13 protein-coding genes are annotated in these 17,709 nt (G+C 54.4%); 8 read left to right on the top strand and 5 right to left on the bottom strand.

The genetic code is table 11. The features are described 5' to 3' along the window. Nucleotides 1-32 precede the first annotated feature (32 nt). From N909_RS0112720 to N909_RS0112710, 3 genes are all read left to right on the top strand, one after another. Nucleotides 33-863, top strand: coding sequence for a phosphoenolpyruvate hydrolase family protein (locus N909_RS0112720; RefSeq protein WP_029915662.1), 831 nt, complete (start codon nucleotides 33-35; stop codon nucleotides 861-863). A gap of 24 nt (nucleotides 864-887) precedes the next feature. Further along, complete coding sequence (locus N909_RS0112715; RefSeq protein ID WP_029915659.1) at nucleotides 888-1,316, top strand: SRPBCC family protein; 429 nt, start codon at nucleotides 888-890, stop codon at nucleotides 1,314-1,316. Nucleotides 1,317-1,547: 231 nt separating this feature from the next. Continuing rightward, nucleotides 1,548-2,456, top strand: coding sequence for a sensor domain-containing diguanylate cyclase (locus tag N909_RS0112710; RefSeq protein WP_029915657.1), 909 nt, complete (start codon nucleotides 1,548-1,550; stop codon nucleotides 2,454-2,456). Nucleotides 2,457-2,476: 20 nt separating this feature from the next. Here the strand turns inward: N909_RS0112710 and N909_RS0112705 are convergent, their stop codons facing one another. Further along, nucleotides 2,477-3,391 carry an IPT/TIG domain-containing protein gene (locus tag N909_RS0112705; RefSeq protein ID WP_029915655.1) on the bottom strand — a complete coding sequence of 305 codons (915 nt, stop codon included), beginning with the start codon at nucleotides 3,389-3,391 and terminating at the stop codon, nucleotides 2,477-2,479. Between the two features lie 650 nt (nucleotides 3,392-4,041). On the opposite strand from N909_RS0112705, the gene N909_RS0112695 reads away from it, so the two are divergent. Together N909_RS0112695 and N909_RS0112685 are read left to right on the top strand one after the other, a co-directional pair. After that, nucleotides 4,042-5,136 (top strand): glycerol dehydrogenase, encoded by a 1,095-nt coding sequence (locus tag N909_RS0112695; protein ID WP_029915651.1) that lies wholly within the window; start codon nucleotides 4,042-4,044, stop codon nucleotides 5,134-5,136. Between the two features lie 425 nt (nucleotides 5,137-5,561). Beyond that, a complete protein-coding gene (locus N909_RS0112685; RefSeq protein ID WP_029915647.1) occupies nucleotides 5,562-8,219 on the top strand; it encodes a chemotaxis protein CheW in 2,658 nt (885 codons plus the stop codon). A 49-nt stretch (nucleotides 8,220-8,268) separates the two neighbouring features. Here N909_RS0112685 and N909_RS0112680 read toward each other — a convergent pair whose 3' ends face one another. Beyond that, nucleotides 8,269-10,566, bottom strand: coding sequence for a Tex family protein (locus tag N909_RS0112680; protein WP_029915645.1), 2,298 nt, complete (start codon nucleotides 10,564-10,566; stop codon nucleotides 8,269-8,271). A gap of 539 nt (nucleotides 10,567-11,105) precedes the next feature. On the opposite strand from N909_RS0112680, the gene N909_RS0112675 reads away from it, so the two are divergent. Next, nucleotides 11,106-13,463, top strand: coding sequence for an ATP-binding protein (locus N909_RS0112675; protein WP_051689736.1), 2,358 nt, complete (start codon nucleotides 11,106-11,108; stop codon nucleotides 13,461-13,463). Nucleotides 13,464-13,556: 93 nt separating this feature from the next. On the opposite strand, the gene N909_RS0112670 is transcribed toward N909_RS0112675, so the two are convergent. Next, nucleotides 13,557-14,183: a LysE family translocator gene (locus tag N909_RS0112670; RefSeq protein WP_029915635.1), complete on the bottom strand. Its 627-nt coding sequence runs from the start codon at nucleotides 14,181-14,183 to the stop codon at nucleotides 13,557-13,559. A 239-nt stretch (nucleotides 14,184-14,422) separates the two neighbouring features. Between N909_RS0112670 and ilvD the strand changes: the two genes are divergently transcribed. Continuing rightward, a complete protein-coding gene (gene ilvD / locus N909_RS0112665; RefSeq protein WP_029915632.1) occupies nucleotides 14,423-16,276 on the top strand; it encodes a dihydroxy-acid dehydratase in 1,854 nt (617 codons plus the stop codon). A gap of 115 nt (nucleotides 16,277-16,391) precedes the next feature. Here the strand turns inward: ilvD and N909_RS0112660 are convergent, their stop codons facing one another. Then, entirely contained in the window at nucleotides 16,392-16,877 is a 486-nt protein-coding gene (locus tag N909_RS0112660; RefSeq protein ID WP_029915630.1) for a hypothetical protein, read from the bottom strand. A 216-nt stretch (nucleotides 16,878-17,093) separates the two neighbouring features. Between N909_RS0112660 and N909_RS0112655 the strand changes: the two genes are divergently transcribed. Then, nucleotides 17,094-17,309, top strand: coding sequence for a DUF1232 domain-containing protein (locus N909_RS0112655; protein WP_029915628.1), 216 nt, complete (start codon nucleotides 17,094-17,096; stop codon nucleotides 17,307-17,309). A 49-nt stretch (nucleotides 17,310-17,358) separates the two neighbouring features. On the opposite strand, the gene N909_RS0112650 is transcribed toward N909_RS0112655, so the two are convergent. Beyond that, the gene (locus N909_RS0112650) at nucleotides 17,359-17,589 is read right to left on the bottom strand and encodes a DUF3553 domain-containing protein (protein WP_029915626.1); all 231 of its coding nucleotides are present in this window, start codon (nucleotides 17,587-17,589) and stop codon (nucleotides 17,359-17,361) included. Nucleotides 17,590-17,709: the final 120 nt, after the last annotated feature.

Here is a 17,709-nt window from a genome sequence, read left to right as displayed (position 1 = left end):
ACGACATGCATTTATCAGTAAAGGATATCACCATGAAAAAATTCACCAGAAGCGAACTGATGGAAAAATTCCAGCAGATGTGCAAAGAGAAAACCCCGATTATCGGGGGTGGCGCCGGGACCGGGATTTCCGCCAAATGGGAGGAAGCAGGCGGCATCGACCTGATTGTGATCTATAACTCCGGCCGCTATCGCATGGCCGGTCGCGGATCCCTGGCCGGACTAATGGCCTACGGCAACGCCAACCAGATCGTGACCGAGATGGCCTACGAGGTCATTCCCGTGGTTAAAAACACCCCGGTGCTGGCCGGCATCAACGGCACCGACCCGTTCGTCATCTGGGATGAATTCTTCGCCCGGCTGGAACAACTCGGCTTTGCCGGGGTGCAGAATTTTCCAACCGTCGGGCTGATCGACGGAGTGTTCCGCGCCAATCTGGAAGAAACCAACATGGGCTACGATCTGGAAGTCGAGGCGATCCATCAGGCCCACCAGCGCGATCTGCTCACCACCCCCTATGTGTTCAGCGTCGAAGATGCCCGCAAAATGACCGAGGCCGGTGCCGACATCATCGTCTGCCACATGGGGTTGACCACCAAAGGCTCGATTGGTGCGAAAACCTCGAAAACCCTGGATGACTGTATTGAACTGATCCAGGAATGGGCTGCCGCTGCCCGTGAAGTGCGGGAAGATGTCATCGTTCTCTGTCACGGCGGTCCCATTGCCATGCCCGAAGATGCCCAGTATGTCCTGGCGCGCACCAAAGGCATCAACGGTTTCTACGGTGCCAGCAGCATGGAAAGGCTGCCCACCGAGTTGGCCATTAAAGCCCAGATCGAGGATTTCAAAAAACTGACCTTTTAATGACTGATCCCCAAGGAGACGGCTATGCCTTATGTCTATGAAAGCGGCATCATCAGTGCCCCGCGTCAGCAGGTTTGGGAACATATCCGCGATTTCAACGCCCTGCCGAAATGGCATCCGGCCATCGCTACCAGTCAGCTTGAAGGGGCCGCCGGGGTTGGGGTGGTGAGACATTTTTTTCTGGTCGGCGGTGGCGAATTGCGGGAAAAACTGCTGGGCCTGTCTGATCAGGAATGCAGCTGCAGCTACACCATCCTTGAATCTCCGATGCCATTGACCAATTACCTGGCAACGCTCAAACTTTACCCGATTACAACCACGCAAGAGACATTCATGGAGTGGTACGCGTATTTCGATGCAACAGACCTGGCGAGCGCCGCAGAAACCGCCCAAACGGTTCACAATGTGTTCGCCAGCGGCATTGAGAGTTTGCAAAAATTTTATTCCGCTTAACAAGGCATTGTTTTCATCCAGCTGTAAGAACCACGGGCACTTCGCCTGCGGTTTTTACAGCTGCCGCCCTTTCGTTGCTGAGCGCAGCTTACATCCAATGAATATTTCAACACTTTTTGCATGGTTTTTGTTGAGCATGCGAACTTACTGAGCTACAATTCTCTAATCAATGCCAAGTAACCCTGCATAATTCCACAAAAACCCAGTTACCACCTCCGTGAACAGATTGGCATGCAGATCAGACCCGACTTACTGAACGAAATGATCACCGCGCTCCCGGATCCGGTCTTTATCCTGAGCGAAAGCGGCCGCTACGTGGGTGTTGCCGGAGGCAGGGATCCACATCATTATCATGACGGCTCCAGATTGGTCGGCTTGTCCCTGTACGATGTGCTGCCCCGGGAAAAAGCGGACTGGTTTATAAAACAAATCAACCATGCCCTGTCCAAACAGGAGCTGTGCATTGTGGAATATGGGCTGGCCGCCCTGGATGTTAAACAGCTTGATCCGGCGACCGGGCCGGGCGGTGAAATCTGGTTTGAAGGACGGATCCAGCCGCTCAGGAAAACCTGCGATGATGAACGGGCCGTGGTCTGGGTCGCCCGCAATATCACTCAACGCCACAAACTGGAGGAAAAACTGCGCCGGCTGAGTGAAATCGACCCGCTGACGGAAATCGCCAACCGGCGTAAATTCCTGAACGAACTGAATGACCTGTATGCCGAATTCAAACGGTACGGCCATCCGACGGCAATGCTGATGTTTGACATCGATCATTTCAAAAGCATCAATGACAGTTTCGGTCACCTGGCCGGCGATCAGGTCCTGTTCCGGATTTCCAGAATCGCCGAAGAACACCTCCGCCAGGTCGATCTGCTCTGCCGTTTTGGTGGCGAAGAATTCGCGGTGCTGTTGCCCCATACCGACACTGCAGGAGCACAAATGATCGCCGAACGGCTGCGGGAAACGATTGCCAAGTATATCTTCAATCTGTCCAAAGATGGGATTAAGGTGACTATCAGTACCGGCCTCAGTCAGCTCATGACAAGCGATCAGACCGCGAGTGATGTCATTCAGCGCGCCGACGATGCCCTGTATCGCGCTAAAAATTCAGGGCGGAACTGCGTCGTCAGCGCCTGAGCAGACCTGAGGACGGTGCATCAAGGCAGAGAGGCCTCATAGGGGGCGGACTGACTGCCGTCAGGGTTACTCACCTGAAAAACAATCCGCATATCCTGATTTACAGCCGGATAGCGATTATAGATCAAAGTGTTGCAGTCCTGGAAGACAACATTGCCGGAAAAACTCCGGCTCCCCCCATCCCCGCGGGATTCGGCATGCCCCTGATTGGGAATAAAGCGTTGCCGGGGGGGCAGGTCGGCAAAACCGCCGGGGTATTCTTTGATCAACAGGATCGAGCGGGGCGAAAAATTTTTTCCGCTGATCACCACCTGATAATAATTCACAAAATCATTCCCCGCGCTGACGCTCTCGATTTCCGGCTGGTTACTGATCTTCAGGTTATGGGGCAGCGACCTTTTCCCGTCCGGGTTGACGATCTGCACCCCGTAACTACCCGCACTGCTCGCCGGAGGGACGAAACTCAGAGAAACCTCATCCTCGCGCTCAAAGGGAACCACTGCGCCGGCAAAAAGTAATTGTGCATGATCCTGAATGTTTTGGCCGTGAACGACAACCTGACGGTTTTCGGGTAAAGCACATTCGTCCAGACTCTGCGGTGACAACGAACTGATCACGGGGGGAGGCAGTTCAACCCGCAGGCTGAAGGTTTGCTTGGAAACGCCATTGCCGTCCCGGAGAAATAGTGGGTATTCGCCAACCGCAAGCTCTGGAACAAGAAACACCAGCTGGCGTGAGCTAACCCGGCGGGCAGGAATCCGGTGCCCTGCCAGATCGACCACAACCGCATCACCAAAGGGGCCACCGATGATGGTGACCGGAGAGCCGGCAAAAGCAATGTCCGGGTAGACAGACGTTATCTCCACTGCAAAGGTGGAGAATGCAAAGCTACACTGCATCAGGACAATCAAAAAAATAAGGCCTGCTCGTTTCATCTGCACATCCTTAGTGTTAAAAATCAGCTGTGCGGCAAAAAAATCCCTACCACGCTCCTGTCGTTTCTTGGCAATTATAGCAGATTCAACAATTTTCCACGGCGACTGGCGATGCGCGTGACAGAAGCTCTGTTTTCCTGACAGCGACCTCTCGCAATTGAAGGCGATCGGAAACGACAGCGCGAATATTAGCTAGTTGCCATCCGGAAACTCCGAAGGGCAACTATTTAGCAGGCAGCTGATTGAGCCCATGGCCGGGAAAGAAAACGTCATGCCGCTGTTCTGACTGATTGCTTTTGTAGCGTCAGCCCCCCCTCATGCCACAAAAGACCTGTTTCCTCCCCCGCCAAGCGCTGCCAGTCAAACCCGTATGACAACCACTTACTCAGGGGAAAAGGCCTCTCCGAATCCTCCTCAGCCAGTCCCGCCGACCAGCCTCTGCAAGTGCTAAACTTGATAATAGCAGGTTGTTGAAAAAGTCCACCCCTGGCCTTTTTCAAGCCCGGTGGAGAAAAGTCTGATTTCCTCCACCGCGCAAAATCAAGGACGTAGAAGTCGTCATTGATTTTGATCTCTCATCCATGGGCTCGACAAACTGTTTTTCAACAGCTTGATAGCTCACGGTACAATCATCATCAAGGAGGAACACTATGATCAGCACGACATTATTCCCAGGAAGGTATGTTCAAGGCTCAGGAGCCCTGGCTCGGCTCGGTCAGGAAGTTTCGCGGTTCGGGAAAAGCTGTTTCGTTGTTTGTGATCCGTTTGTCCATGACTGCCTGCTCTCTGAATTTTTGCCGGAGATGGACAAACAGCTGAAGGTTGCCCTGGAAAAATTTACCGGGGAATGCTCGGATGAGGAAATTGCCCGGCTTGCCACTATCGCCGCCGACGCGCAATGCGAAGTCGTGGTTGGCATTGGTGGCGGTAAATCCCTAGATACGGCAAAGGCGCTGGCCCATCAATTGAAAAAACCGGTGGCGATCGTTCCAACCATCGCCTCAACAGATGCACCCTGCAGCGCTCTGGCCGTCATCTATACCCGGGAAGGCGCATTCAAACGCTATCTACTGTTGCCCAAAAACCCGGACCTGGTTCTTGTCGACAGTGGAATCGTGGCCCGTTCGCCGGCACGCTTTGTCATTTCGGGGATGGGCGATGCCTTGGCCACCTGGTTTGAAGCGGAGTCCTGTCACAAAAAATATGCCGGCAACATGAGCGGGGATAAAGGGTCAATGACCGCATTCAGCCTTGCCGAGCTCTGCTTCAAGACCCTTATGGAATATGGCGAGCAGGCGGTTATTGCCTGCGCTGCCCAGGCCGTCACTCCGGCGCTGGAAAGAATCGTCGAAGCCAATACCCTGCTCAGCGGGTTGGGCTTTGAAAGCGGTGGACTGGCGGCAGCCCACGCCATTCACAACGGTCTGACCGTGCTGCCGGGAACCCATCAGTATTTTCACGGCGAGAAAGTCGCCATCGGCACCCTGACCTCACTGATTTTAACGGACAAACCGGCGGCAACCATTGAGCGGGTCTTCAGCTTCTGCGAACGGGTCGGTCTGCCGACCACCCTGGCCGACATTGGCCTGGCCGAGGTAACCGATGCAGCGCTGCAACAGGTCGCCGAAGCCGCCTGCGCCGAGGGAGAGACGATCCACAACGAACCGATCCCGGTCACCGCAGCCATGGTGGTTGCGGCACTGAAGGCTGCTGATGCCTATGGGCGGAAACGAAAAAGGGCCTGATCAGTAACGAGGTTGACAGGCACAGAAGAGCCAATGCCCGAACCGATTTTGAACCGGGAAACAGAATTTAATCTTCATTTTGCAACCAGGGTGAGATACCCTGGTTGCATCTCCTGATGTTTTATCCATTGGTCCTGGTGACTGCAGCAGAACCATCCCCGCCTTTTTTCGCTTTAAAAACCGGCCGGAGTTGTTAAGGCACATTCCCTCACAACATCCTGCTAAAAAAATTTCTACTTATTTTTAAGTGTTTTATATTTTCGTTGAACTCTCCCCTTTTTGCTGATATTAGTATTTATAAATATGAGAGAGTCCTCATATAAATACCTCAATGATGAGTCGATCTGCTTGGCCTGCAAGGAATAGGCTAACGGGACCGCTGCGCTAACCAGTAGATTCATTGATTGAGAAAAGGACCAACTCATATGACCCGCCATATTACCTACAAAGATGTGCAAGTTCCCGCCGCCCTTCAGGGGTTGATTAACCATATGGACGATGTTGAGAGTTATCGGGAAGAGTTGCGAAATCTCGGCAGCCAGTGGGAGTTGTTGACCATTCTCGGGCAGATGAGTGGAACCGGTATGGATATGAGTGAAACCCACCAGGGGTTTCAGCACCTCACTTCGGAATTGCTTGGTCAATTAGGTTTGGAAATCCTCAACAAAACCGTCCGGGAATTGACCGGAAAAGCGCAAGTCACTGTCGACATTGTCATCCGTAACCTGTTTGAGCGCACTGCCGATATCGGTTTTTTGGCAACCGATGAGGATATCCGCCGCTTTCTTAAATCCTCGCCGAAGCAAATATCCACGCCAACCGATACAGCGCGATTTCCCGCCGGGCAAAACCTCTTGGCCACTGCCGATCAGCAGGGAGCATCAGCATCCTTGACGGCCAGATTTCAGGAATATGTCGCCAAATACTCTGTCTATTTCAATATCATACTGCTTGATACCGGCGGACAGGTTCTTGCCCAACTCGACCCGGATAATAATATTACCCAGTCACATGATCCTTTGCTCCAGGAGGTATTGAATACCTCGGCAGAGTATGTCGAAACTTATCGCCACAGCGACCTGCTGCCCGCGGAAGAGCAAGCCTTGATCTATGCCTACCGGGTTACCGAAACCAATGTCGTCGGGTCCGCCCCCCTTGGGATTTTATGTCTCTGCTTTCGCTTTGAAGATGAAATGCAGGGAATTTTCAAAAGTCTGTCCAAAACGGATGATTGGTCAATCCTGACCCTTCTTGACAGCAGCGGCCGGGTCCTGGCCAGTAGTGATCCGAATCAGGTTCCCCTCGGCGTCACGGTAAATTTCAATCCGCAGCAGGATTTTTCCATCACTCGCTTTGCCGGCCGGGAATATCTTTCAAAGACCTGCGCGACCAAAGGCTACCAAGGTTTTTTCGGACTGGGTTGGTACGGCCATGTCATGCTTCCCATTGAGCATGCATTTACGCAAAATACCGCCATCGGCCTCAAAACCTCTGCCGAAGAAGACATGCTTGAATCGGTTATGCATGGCTCACGCCTGTTTTCAGACACACTGCGCTCTATTCCGGGTCAGGCTGACCACATTCAGGATGAACTGGAACGAACCGTCTGGAATGGGAATGTCCGCGAAACTGACACCCAAAGCAAAGTCCTTCTTTGGAATATCTCCGCTGCCGGGGCCAGAACCAAAAAAGTTTTTGAGGAATCAATCGATAATCTCCACAAAACCGTCATCAGTGGGCTGCTGAATGATGTTGAATTTCAGGCTGCACTGGCTGTCGACATCATGGATCGAAACTTATATGAACGGGCAAACGATTGCCGCTGGTGGGCTTTGACGTCGGATTTTCGCAGAATTCTCGCCCAAACTGAACGCTCGGAACAGGAACAACAAAAGATTGCAGCGATTCTCCGTTATATCAACGGGTTGTATACCGTCTATACCAATCTGCTGGTTTTTGATCGGAGCGGAAAAATCCTGGCAGTCTCGAATGCGGAGGAACAGGGGTTGCTGGGCACGGTCCTGCAAGAGCCTTGGGTACAACAGACTCTGGAGCTAAAAACATCCCAGGACTATTGCGTTTCACCTTTTGCGGCAACTGCACTATACCAGCAGCAACATACCTATATTTATAGCGCTGCAATCAAGGGGCCACAGAGCCAGGGTCGAAGCGTGGGAGGAATAGGTATCGTCTTTGACAGCACCCCTCAGTTCAAAGATATGCTGCACGATTCACTGCTGCGGGATCAATCCGGAGCCGTAGCTGAAGGCTGTTTCGGAATTTTTACCGATCGGCATGGAGATATCATCAGTTCCACTGAAGAACGGTTTAAAATCGGTCAGTCTCTCGCCATCGACCAAGGCTTTTTCCGTTGTCCTCCCGGCAGCGGATTTTCCAGCGTTATTGAATTTGAAGGCAGTTATTACGCTGTCGGAGCGCGGACCAGCAGCGGTTATCGTGAATACAAAACAACCGACGGATATGCCAACGACATTATTGGCCTGATCTTCATGCCATTGGCCCCAGTGACATCCGCACACCTCAAGAAACCCCGGAAACCTGCCACCGGCAGCGGGGCAGACAACATCCGGGATAACGGTGATATCGTGGAATTGGCGACCTTCTTTGCCGGACAACAATGGTTGGGAGTGCGGGCCGAAAAAGTTTGCGAAGCCATCTATGCCGGACGAATCATTCACATCCCGGGCTCAGCCAGGTTCATCCTTGGCAAGACAATGTACCAAGACAAGCTGGTCACAGTCATCGATTTCCGGCGCCAGCTCAGTCAAGGACTGGCTGCAAAAGAGCCGCAGGAACGAGCCCCGATCGTCATCGTCAAGGCGAACAATGAGCGGATCGGGCTGGTCGTTGACAACCTGGGCCAAATTCCGGCGGTCAGCAAAAAACGCATGGAACCGGTCAAGCAGTTCGGGGATTCAAAATCTAATTATCTTGAGTGCCTGGTTAAGCCGAATGAAAAATCGACTCACCAGCGACTGCTGTTGATCATTGATCCGGACAAACTCATCAATACCTTGTTGGAAGAAGACAGCTGTCAACCTGAACCGGAAGAAGCTTTTTAAAAAGCCGGGTCTCACGAACGTCCGGACACCCGGCCGAGTCTTTCTTTCATCAACTTTTACGAACCCTGAATCCTGATTTTTCAAGGGCGGCCGCCAGGTCGGTCTTGCCCGCAGGAGACTGTTTGGTCTTTTGCTTTTTCGGGGCGGCTGCCGGTCCGCCTTTTTTCATCTCCGTCCCCGCCGGCTTGGCTTCCCCACTACGCATGGTCAGGGAAATCCGCTTGCGCTGCAGATCGACTTCAAGCACCCGCACCTGAACCTGCTGACCGACCTTGACCACATCGTTGGGATCCTTGACAAAGCGATCAGCCAGCTGACTGACATGCACCAGACCGTCCTGGTGAACGCCGATATCGACAAAAGCACCGAAGGCCGCGACGTTGGTGACCACTCCGTTCAGGGTCATCCCTTCCTTGAGGTCTTTGACCTCGGTCACATCCTCGCGAAAACTGGTCGAGACAAAGCTATCACGCGGATCACGGCCCGGCTTTTTCAGTTCGGCGATAATATCGCGCAAGGTTGGCAGACCGACGTCAGCGGCAACGTAACGCTGCAGATCGATGCGCTCCAGCAAACCAGGCTCGGCAATCAATTTTGCCAGATCGACACCGGCATCCGCCGCCATCTGCTCCACCAGGCTATAACGTTCAGGGTGAACCGCGGTATTGTCCAGAGCCACCTCGCCATTGCGAATCCGCAAGAATCCGGCGGCCTGCTCAAAAGCTTTCTGCCCGAAGCGGGGAACCTCCAGTAATTGTTTACGGCGGACAAAACCACCATTGCTGTCGCGATGTTTGACAATCCCCTTGGCCAGGGATTCACCGATGCCGGAGACAAAACTGAGCAGTGCCCAGCTGGCGGTATTGAGATCGACCCCGACATAGTTGACACAGGACTCGACCACTTCGTCGAGGGATTTCTTCAAGGCCGACTGATTGACATCGTGTTGATACTGGCCGACACCGATACTTTTGGGATCGACCTTGACCAGCTCGGCCAACGGATCCTGCAGGCGCCGGGCGATGGAAATGGCGCCACGGACGGTCAGGTCAAGATCCGGAAATTCCTCGCGCGCGATATCGGAGGCGGAATAGACACTGGCCCCGGCCTCACTGACCATGACCACGGGCAGCGACTTACCGGCCTCTTTCAGAACCATGCGGACAAATTGGTCCATTTCCCGACTGGCGGTGCCATTGCCGATGGCGATCATTTCGATCTGGTGCTGATCGATCAGCCGCAGCAGATCCTGCCGGGCAGCGTCGACCCGCCCGCCGCCGGTATGGGGATAGATGGTGACATGATCGAGAAAGCGGCCGGTGCCGTCAACCGCCGCCAGTTTGGAGCCGGTCCGCAGCCCCGGGTCCACTCCGAGCACCCGGCGACTTCCGGCCGGGGCGGCCAGCAGCAGGTTGCGGAGATTTTCCGCGAAGACTTTGATGGCATCCTCATCGGCATTCTGCTTGGCCTTGAGGCGCAACTCAACTTCGATGGAAGGGAACAGCAGGCGGTTATAGGCGTCGGCAATGACCTCTTTGAACCAAGTCCCGAAGGGGTTGCCCTGCGGAATCAGCAAACGCCCCAACCGCTGCATGATTTCGGTTTCCGGTGCTTCAACCTGGAGACGCAGAAACTCTTCTTTTTCGCCGCGCCGCATGGCCAGCATGCGGTGGGAAGGGATTTGCTTCAGCGGCTCACTGAAATCATAATACATTTCAAATTTACTGACCGCCCCCTCTTTGCCACGGGCCGGCTGAGACCGGAAAATACCTTCCTCCCAGGTCAGCTCACGAACAACAGCCCGCGCTTCCGCCGTATCGGCAAACTCTTCGGCAAGGATGAAGCCGGCACCCAACAGGGCCGCGGCCGGGTCGGCAACGCCCCGCTCTACATCGACAAAAGCCTGCGCCAGGGTCGCAAGATCAGGTTCCGCAGTCACCGCCTGCAGGATCTGCTGAGCCAGCGGCTCCAGCCCCTGCTCTTTGGCAATGGTTGCTTTGGTGCGCCGTTTCGGCTTAAAGGGCAGGTAAAGATCCTCTAGCTCGGTCTTCTGCCGGCACTCGAGAATTTTGCCCTTGAGCTCAGCGGTCAGTTTGCCTTGCTCATCGATTGATTTCAGAATCGTCTGGCGGCGCTCCTCCAGCTCCTTAAAGTAGGCCAGCCGCTCCTGCAGCAGACGCACCTGAACTTCATCCAGCTCGCCGGTGGCTTCTTTACGATAACGAGCAATAAACGGAACCGTTGCACCTTCTTCAAGCAGCGCGATGGTCTGCTTGACCTGAAACGGCTGCAGGCCGGTTTCTTCCACCAGTAACGCCGGAATATCAAAGCTTTCGATCTGATTCATCATCTTCCATAACCTGTCAAATATAGATATTTTTGGTTCTCTTCCAGAATCAAAGGATGCGGATGTTACCATGCTGTCGAAGATTTGCAAAGCGCTCTGGCGGCCGTGGACCTGGCCAAAATTCCGTCCAAGAGGGCTGAAGAAGGGCTTTTGAAACCATGCGCGGTTCCTCACCATCAGCTGCAGGTTGCTAAACTATTGATTTTGAAGATTGACCACAACCGCAACAAAGAGGATAATTGCAGAGAGGGTTGGGTTTGCAAAAGCTCAGCTCTTATTGGCCCGGTGTCACCCCCCTCCGACACTGGGCCTCTTTTTTGTACGGCACTAGCCATTTGCCGCAGACCTGGTCCTTCGCTCTGCTTTCCGGCTGGTTCAGTCATTAAAGAAAGTTCTTTCTTTCTCTCCAAATCTCCCTATTCGAGTGTTAAACTAGCAGCAGCGCTCCAGGACAGAGCACCGTTGTTCGACCGCTTAACTTAAATACAGCCCGCTTGGCATGCAATGTTTGCCCTCCCATGGCAAGGAGATCATTTTTTATGAGGAGTTCCGCGCACAAGAAACATTTTACCGCCGGCACCATCACCCTGTTTTTCTTCATCCTCAGTTGCGGCTGGGCTTTGCTGTCCGACCAGTTATTCGCCGTTCTGCTGAATAAGCCGAACTTGGTGTCTAATTCAATCAATCTCGGCCATTGGTTTTTCATTGTCATCTCGACAATTCTGCTTTTCTGGATGTTGACCTATTGGGAAACCGCCATCGAAGAGACCCAGAAGACCCTGCACCGAGTCAACCGTTCCCTACGCAGCATCAGTGAATGCTCGCGCGCTATTACCCGCATTGAAGACGAAGAAAAACTGATGCAGGAGATCTGCCGGATCTGTGTTGAAGTCGGCGGCCACAGCATGGCCTGGGTGGCTTTCAAACAGAACAATCCGGAGAAAAGTCTCCGCTCGGCGGCCCATTGGGGCGCCGACACCGACTATCTGGATAATCTCCAGGCCAGCTGGGCACCGGAGACCGATATCGGACTGGGTCCGGCCGGAACCTGCATCAGGACCGGGGAAGCCGTTATCTTTAACAATTTAGCGGCCGAAGCCCGTTTTGCGCCCTGGCTCAACAGGGTCAAAAAATATGGCTATGCGTCCTGTATTGCCCTGCCCTTGCACAATGGCACCGAAGTATTCGGAGCACTGGTGATTTTCAACGATCAGGTGGATACCTTCGTCAGGCAGCGGGTCGAGATTTTGGCGGAACTGGCCGAAGATCTCTCCTTCGGCATCAGAACCCTGCGCATGCGCCGGGAACATCGGCAGGAAACCGAGGAACGGCTGATGCTGGCGACGGTTGTGGACCAGACGTCGGACGGTATTATTACCTTTGACGTCAACGGGGTCATCCAGTATGTCAATCCAAGCTTTGTCAAGCTGTGCGGGGTCCCGGAACAGGAAAGCCTGGGCGTGCGGTTGAATGATTTTGAATGCCCCAGGCGCAACCCCGATTTCCATCAGGCCATCCTCAAAGTGTTTGCCGAAAACAAAAGCCTGTCCGGACACTTCATCAACAAGCGCAGGGACGGCACGACCTATGATATCGACGCACGAATCGCGCCGGTTTTTGATGTAAAAGGCGAAGTGATCCGTTATGTCGCAACGGTCAGGGATGTCAGCCAGGAGGTCGTGCTGCAGCGGCAATTGCGTCAGGCCCAGAAGATGGAGGCCCTGGCCACCTTGTCCGGCGGGATAGCCCATGACTTCAATAATATCCTGGCGATTATCATCACCAACATCGAAATCGCCCTGGAAGACCTGGAACCGGAAAGCCCCCTGCAGCCGTTCCTGGATCTGGTGCTGAAGGCCGGGCTGCGCGGGAAAAAGCTGGTTAAACAGTTTCTGACTTTCAGCCGCCAGAGTGAACAGCCCAAGAAACCGATTCAACTCGGTCAGGTTATCTTGGAAAGTCTGACCATGCTGCGGGCGACGCTCCCCTCCACCATCGAACTGCGCAAGAATATTGATGACAAATCCGGCTGGATTTCCGCCGATCCCACCCAGATTCACCAGGTCATCATGAACCTGTGCACTAATGCCGCCGATGCAATGAAACAGAAAGGTGGAGTGCTGGACATCAGTCTGGGCAAAGCAGTTCTCGGCGAAGATGAGGTGCGAAACTACCCCGGTTTGGCTGCGGGGAGCTACCTCAAACTGGTGATCGCGGATACTGGTCACGGGATGAGCCGAGATGTCCTGGAACGGATTTTCGATCCCTTTTTCACGACCAAGACCCTCGGCAGCGGAACCGGGTTGGGCCTGTCCATCGCCCATGGCATCATCAAAAACCATGGTGGCTCTATTTCAGCCAACAGTATTGTCGAAATCGGCACCACTTTTGTCATTCTGCTGCCGGAAATCAGCCGCCAGGAGCCTCAGGCATGCACAAATACGATCCCGGCAGAGGTTGCTCATCAGGAAAGAATTCTGTTTGTCGATGATGAAAAGGATTATGCCAGCGGGATGAAAATGGCCCTGGAACGGCATGGCTATCAGGTCACCATCGAAACAGACAGCAGCAAAACCCTGGAGCGCTTCAAAACCCAGCCGGATCGCTTTGACCTGGTCATCACCGATCAGACCATGCCGCACCTGACCGGTGTCATGCTGGCGGAAAAGCTTCTCGCCATAAGGCCGGATATGCCGATCATTCTCTGCTCCGGTTCTTCGCCGGAAATGGATGCCGCAGTGCACCCGGACAACATCAACGCCATCGGCATCCGCCGGGTTCTGACCAAACCGGTGGAAAGAAAAGACATCCTGCTGGCCATCGAAAATGTCTTGAACCCGGCAGGGGGACCGGCGCCCGGCCCATGTACCGGAACGGGAAACAGCCCAACCCATTGAAACAACACCCCGACCAAGGCCAGGCAAAGACGCAACACTCGCCGGGATAGTTTGGAAGGGTCAAGACCCGCGGATCCATAAAGAGCGCGAAATTTACGCTCTCCGCAAGCCTGCGGTGACAATGCCGGCACCGATCAAGGCACTGCCGCCACAGCGATTGAACCACCGCCGCACGCGCCCCCGCTGCATGGCCAGGCTGAGCCGTTCGGCAAAGATCGCATACAGGGCGGCATTGACCACCGCAAGGATCAGGAATGTGGCCCCCAGTGAGACAAACTGCAGAGACACCGGCCGGTCGACATGGACAAACTGCGGCATAAAGGCGACAAAGAAAGCGATACTTTTCGGATTGAGGGCGGTCACCACAAAAGAATCCCTGAGATGGCTGCGTTTTGCAACCTGCTCGCCGGGACCGTGCAGGGGTTGGGACGAAGGATTCAGCATCCAAAGTTTGAGGCCGAGGAAGATCAGATAACCGGCCCCGACCCATTTAAACAGGGTGAATAAAGCCGCCGAAGTCGCCATCAGGGCGCCGAGTCCCAGCAGGGACAGCGTCATGGCGACAAAATCACCGAGCAGAACCCCGGTCACCAGCGGAATCACCGAGGGACGGCCATGGGCGACGACCTGACTGACCACCAGAATGATCGTCGGCCCCGGAATGACCAGGATCACCGTCGAAGCAACAACAAACGCCAACCACACATGAAAATCCGGCATGAGCTTTTCCTCCTTTAGCAGGTTATTGAGGCTCGGCAGTCGGTGTTTCAACAGCCTGCCAGAACCATGCAGCGGTGCCGTTCGAGTAAACGCTACGCTCGTCCGCAAACTCTTCCAATCATGCACCGTTCCACGAATTGGCACAAACATTCAGTTGCCATCCAAGCGGATATTTTGTAGTTTGATTCATTCATCAGCAACGGTTCCAGCACACTGTAAACCATTGAAAGTGAGGTCCTATGCCAGCCTATCGTTCACACACCAGCACCCATGGCCGCAATATGGCCGGGGCGCGTTCACTATGGCGTGCAACGGGAATGAAAGACGACGATTTCGGCAAACCGATTATCGCGGTGGTCAACTCTTTTGTCGAATTTGTTCCCGGCCATGTCCATCTGAAAGATCTCGGCCAACTCGTCGCCCGTGAAATCGAAGCGGCTGGCGGTGTCGCCAAGGAATTCAATACGATCGCCATCGACGACGGAATTGCCATGGGGCACGGCGGCATGCTCTATTCCCTGCCTTCCCGCGATCTGATCGCCGACAGTGTCGAATATATGGTCAATGCCCACTGTGCGGATGCCATGGTTTGCATCTCCAACTGTGACAAAATCACCCCCGGTATGCTCATGGCGGCCATGCGGCTCAATATTCCCGCCATCTTCGTCTCCGGCGGACCGATGGAAGCCGGCAAGGCCAACGTCAGCGGAAAAGACCTGAAACTCGACCTGATCCAGGCCATGGTCAAAGGGGCCGATCCGACCGTATCCGATGAGGAATCGGCCCAGATTGAACGCTCGGCCTGCCCGACCTGCGGTTCTTGCTCCGGCATGTTTACCGCCAACTCCATGAACTGCCTCAACGAAGCCATCGGTCTGGCCTTACCGGGCAATGGGACCGTGGTGGCCACCCACGCCGACCGCAAAGACCTGTTCCTCAAAGCCGGGAGCCTGATTGTCGAGCTCTGCAAACGTTACTATGAGCAGGATGATGCGAGCGTTCTGCCACGCAGCATCGCTTCCTTCAAAGCTTTTGAAAACGCCATGCGCCTCGATATCGCCATGGGCGGCTCCACCAACACGGTCCTCCACCTGCTGGCCATTGCCCAGGAAGCCGGGGTCGATTTCACCATGGAAGACATGAATCGCCTGTCCCTGTCCACCCCCTGTATCTGCAAAGTCGCACCCGCGGTCGGCGATGTGTTCATCGAAGATGTCCATCGTGCCGGCGGCATCATGGGGATTCTTGGCGAACTGGACCGCGCCGGGCTGATTCATCGCGAGGTACCGACTGTTCACAGCATGACCCTGGGTGCTGCGCTGGAGCAGTGGGATGTCATCCGCAGCCAGGACGAAAAGACCCGGGAATTTTACCGCGCCGCGCCCGGCAATGTACCGTCCCTGGAAGCCTTTTCCCAGCAGCAGCGCTTTGAGAATCTCGATACCGATCGCAGCAAAGGAGTGATCCGCTCCTTCGACCACGCCTTCACCAAGGAAGGCGGCCTGGCCATTCTCTACGGCAACCTGGCGCCAAACGGCTGTGTCGTTAAAACCGCCGGGGTCGACGAGAGCTGCTGGACCTTCACCGGCCCTGCGGTGCTGTTCGAATCCCAGGAAGACGCAGTCGAGGGAATCCTCGGCGGCAAGGTCAAAAAGGGCGACGTGGTGGTGATCCGTTACGAAGGCCCCCGCGGTGGGCCGGGCATGCAGGAAATGCTTTATCCGACCTCGTACCTGAAATCCATGGGGCTGGGCAAGGATTGCGCCCTGATCACCGATGGACGCTTCTCGGGTGGAACCTCAGGACTCTCCATCGGCCATGTCAGTCCGGAAGCCGCCTCAAAAGGAAATATCGGGCTGGTCAGAGCCGGGGATACCATCGAAATCGACATCCCGAAGCGCAGCATCCGGATTGCCATTGCCGATAGCGAACTCGAAACCAGAAGAAGCGCCATGGAAGCCAAAGGAGACGCGGCCTGGCTGCCGGAATCCCGTGACCGGCAGGTGAGCAAATCCCTTCAGGCCTATGGGCTGCTCGCCCAAAGCGCCGATAAAGGGGCCGTACGCGACCTGACCCTGGTGCGCAAGGTCTAACCTTTTAGCTGTCAAGCAAGAACCACAGGCAGCCCGGAGCCCGCAAGGGAAACCTCCGGGCTGTCTGCAGTATCCGGAACAGGCCCAGTCAGGTCACGGCTTCAGAGCCGCCGAATCAGTCACGCTGGGGCAATTTCCAGACGTGATAGCCGTCCTCCTCATCACCAATAAACGACCCCTCATACCCGAAGGTATAGGCAACGGCCGAGGCGGGCAGAGTAAACTCCCCTTTAATTCTGGTTTCATCTTCCAGGCCATGGGTCAACGTCCTGCCGACATCTCGATAAGCCACAACCCGGTTTGCGGCATCCAGCAGGAAGAACTTCAACTTCATGTCATAAACCCGCTTGTAAACAAATCTGGGGCTATTGGCGAAAGTAAAGGTTCCGCTCAGCGCCAAACGGTCCCCCTGTCTGGCCAGAGCATAATCCACACTCAGATACAGATCCTGCCAGTGCAGGCCGCTTTCATCTGTTGCCGGAATCCTGGCAATGGTTCCCCCGCTAGCCCGGGCGCCGAGATAATAATCCGTTGTGGTCTGACAACCCGCCAATGCCACCACGACAAAAACTAAGGCGATTTTCAAAAATTTGCGTGCCATTTTTTATCTCCATCTGCAAAGAGAGTTATTTTTCCAAGAAATTATACTATATGAATACAACAAATAATAGTCAGGCGGCATTTGCCTCCCGCGTTCAAGAAGATTGCGAATCCACAAGAATATCCACAAATTCAAATAGCTTATCAAGCCAGCTGCGCCAAGATATTTTATGCTATGCTTAACTCTGCAAAGGCAAAAAAGCGAAAGGGCATGGGCATGGGCATGAAAAAAGCCGGCATCTTCCTGCTCGGATTGTTGGCGTTGATCTACCTGCTGAACCCAACGGCCGGGATTTTCGAGATTATTCCGGATAACCTACCGCTGGTGGGAAACCTGGATGAGGCGGCTGCGGCCGCGCTGCTGCTGATGTGCCTGCGCTATTTCGGACTGGATCTGACTGAGTTTTTTTCGCCGGACAAATCTGGCCGTTAAGGAACTCGCAAACGGCTAAGAAACACAGCCGGCAACCATTATGCTGCCTTCAATGCTTATTGGCGCCGTTCCCCCAAACCCGTGCGGCCTGCGCTGCGATCCATTCGGGGTCGCGGAAAACCACCTTGATCAATTTTGCATGCCGTAAATCAAGGGTCTTTCTCCCCGCTTCAAAAAATCTGACATTGACTTTGCCGTTTTTGGAGTGTGCCTGAATGATGCCCGGTCCCCACTCGGGCTTGCCGAGGATTCGCACCCGATCACCCTGAAAATAATCCATTTATTTCCTCCGTGAAGCTTTTTCCCCTCCCTGAAGCAAGCATTCTTCCGTGTCTGCGGCCATCCTGCCCTCTCAGCCCGGTGGGTTTTGCCGTGCTCAGGCCGCTGGCGCAACCGACCA

The organism is Pelobacter seleniigenes DSM 18267, assembly GCF_000711225.1.
GTDB classification, from domain to species: domain Bacteria; phylum Desulfobacterota; class Desulfuromonadia; order Desulfuromonadales; family Geopsychrobacteraceae; genus Seleniibacterium; species Seleniibacterium seleniigenes.
Note: the sequence above shows the minus strand (reverse complement) of the source record. Positions and strands in the feature narration are given on the sequence as shown.

What these genes read in the sequence shown, in the direction of transcription:
- N909_RS0112660 (WP_029915630.1), bottom strand. Translation starts at nt 16,877, where the DNA reads ATGGCACGCAAATTTTTGAAAATCGCCTTAGTTTTTGTCGTGGTGGCA.
- N909_RS0112655 (WP_029915628.1), top strand. Translation starts at nt 17,094, where the DNA reads ATGGGCATGAAAAAAGCCGGCATCTTCCTGCTCGGATTGTTGGCGTTG.
- N909_RS0112685 (WP_029915647.1), top strand. Translation starts at nt 5,562, where the DNA reads ATGACCCGCCATATTACCTACAAAGATGTGCAAGTTCCCGCCGCCCTT.
- N909_RS0112720 (WP_029915662.1), top strand. Translation starts at nt 33, where the DNA reads ATGAAAAAATTCACCAGAAGCGAACTGATGGAAAAATTCCAGCAGATG.
- N909_RS0112715 (WP_029915659.1), top strand. Translation starts at nt 888, where the DNA reads ATGCCTTATGTCTATGAAAGCGGCATCATCAGTGCCCCGCGTCAGCAG.
- N909_RS0112675 (WP_051689736.1), top strand. Translation starts at nt 11,106, where the DNA reads ATGAGGAGTTCCGCGCACAAGAAACATTTTACCGCCGGCACCATCACC.
- N909_RS0112705 (WP_029915655.1), bottom strand. Translation starts at nt 3,391, where the DNA reads ATGAAACGAGCAGGCCTTATTTTTTTGATTGTCCTGATGCAGTGTAGC.
- N909_RS0112650 (WP_029915626.1), bottom strand. Translation starts at nt 17,589, where the DNA reads ATGGATTATTTTCAGGGTGATCGGGTGCGAATCCTCGGCAAGCCCGAG.
- N909_RS0112695 (WP_029915651.1), top strand. Translation starts at nt 4,042, where the DNA reads ATGATCAGCACGACATTATTCCCAGGAAGGTATGTTCAAGGCTCAGGA.
- N909_RS0112680 (WP_029915645.1), bottom strand. Translation starts at nt 10,566, where the DNA reads ATGAATCAGATCGAAAGCTTTGATATTCCGGCGTTACTGGTGGAAGAA.
- N909_RS0112710 (WP_029915657.1), top strand. Translation starts at nt 1,548, where the DNA reads ATGCAGATCAGACCCGACTTACTGAACGAAATGATCACCGCGCTCCCG.
- N909_RS0112670 (WP_029915635.1), bottom strand. Translation starts at nt 14,183, where the DNA reads ATGCCGGATTTTCATGTGTGGTTGGCGTTTGTTGTTGCTTCGACGGTG.
- ilvD (WP_029915632.1), top strand. Translation starts at nt 14,423, where the DNA reads ATGCCAGCCTATCGTTCACACACCAGCACCCATGGCCGCAATATGGCC.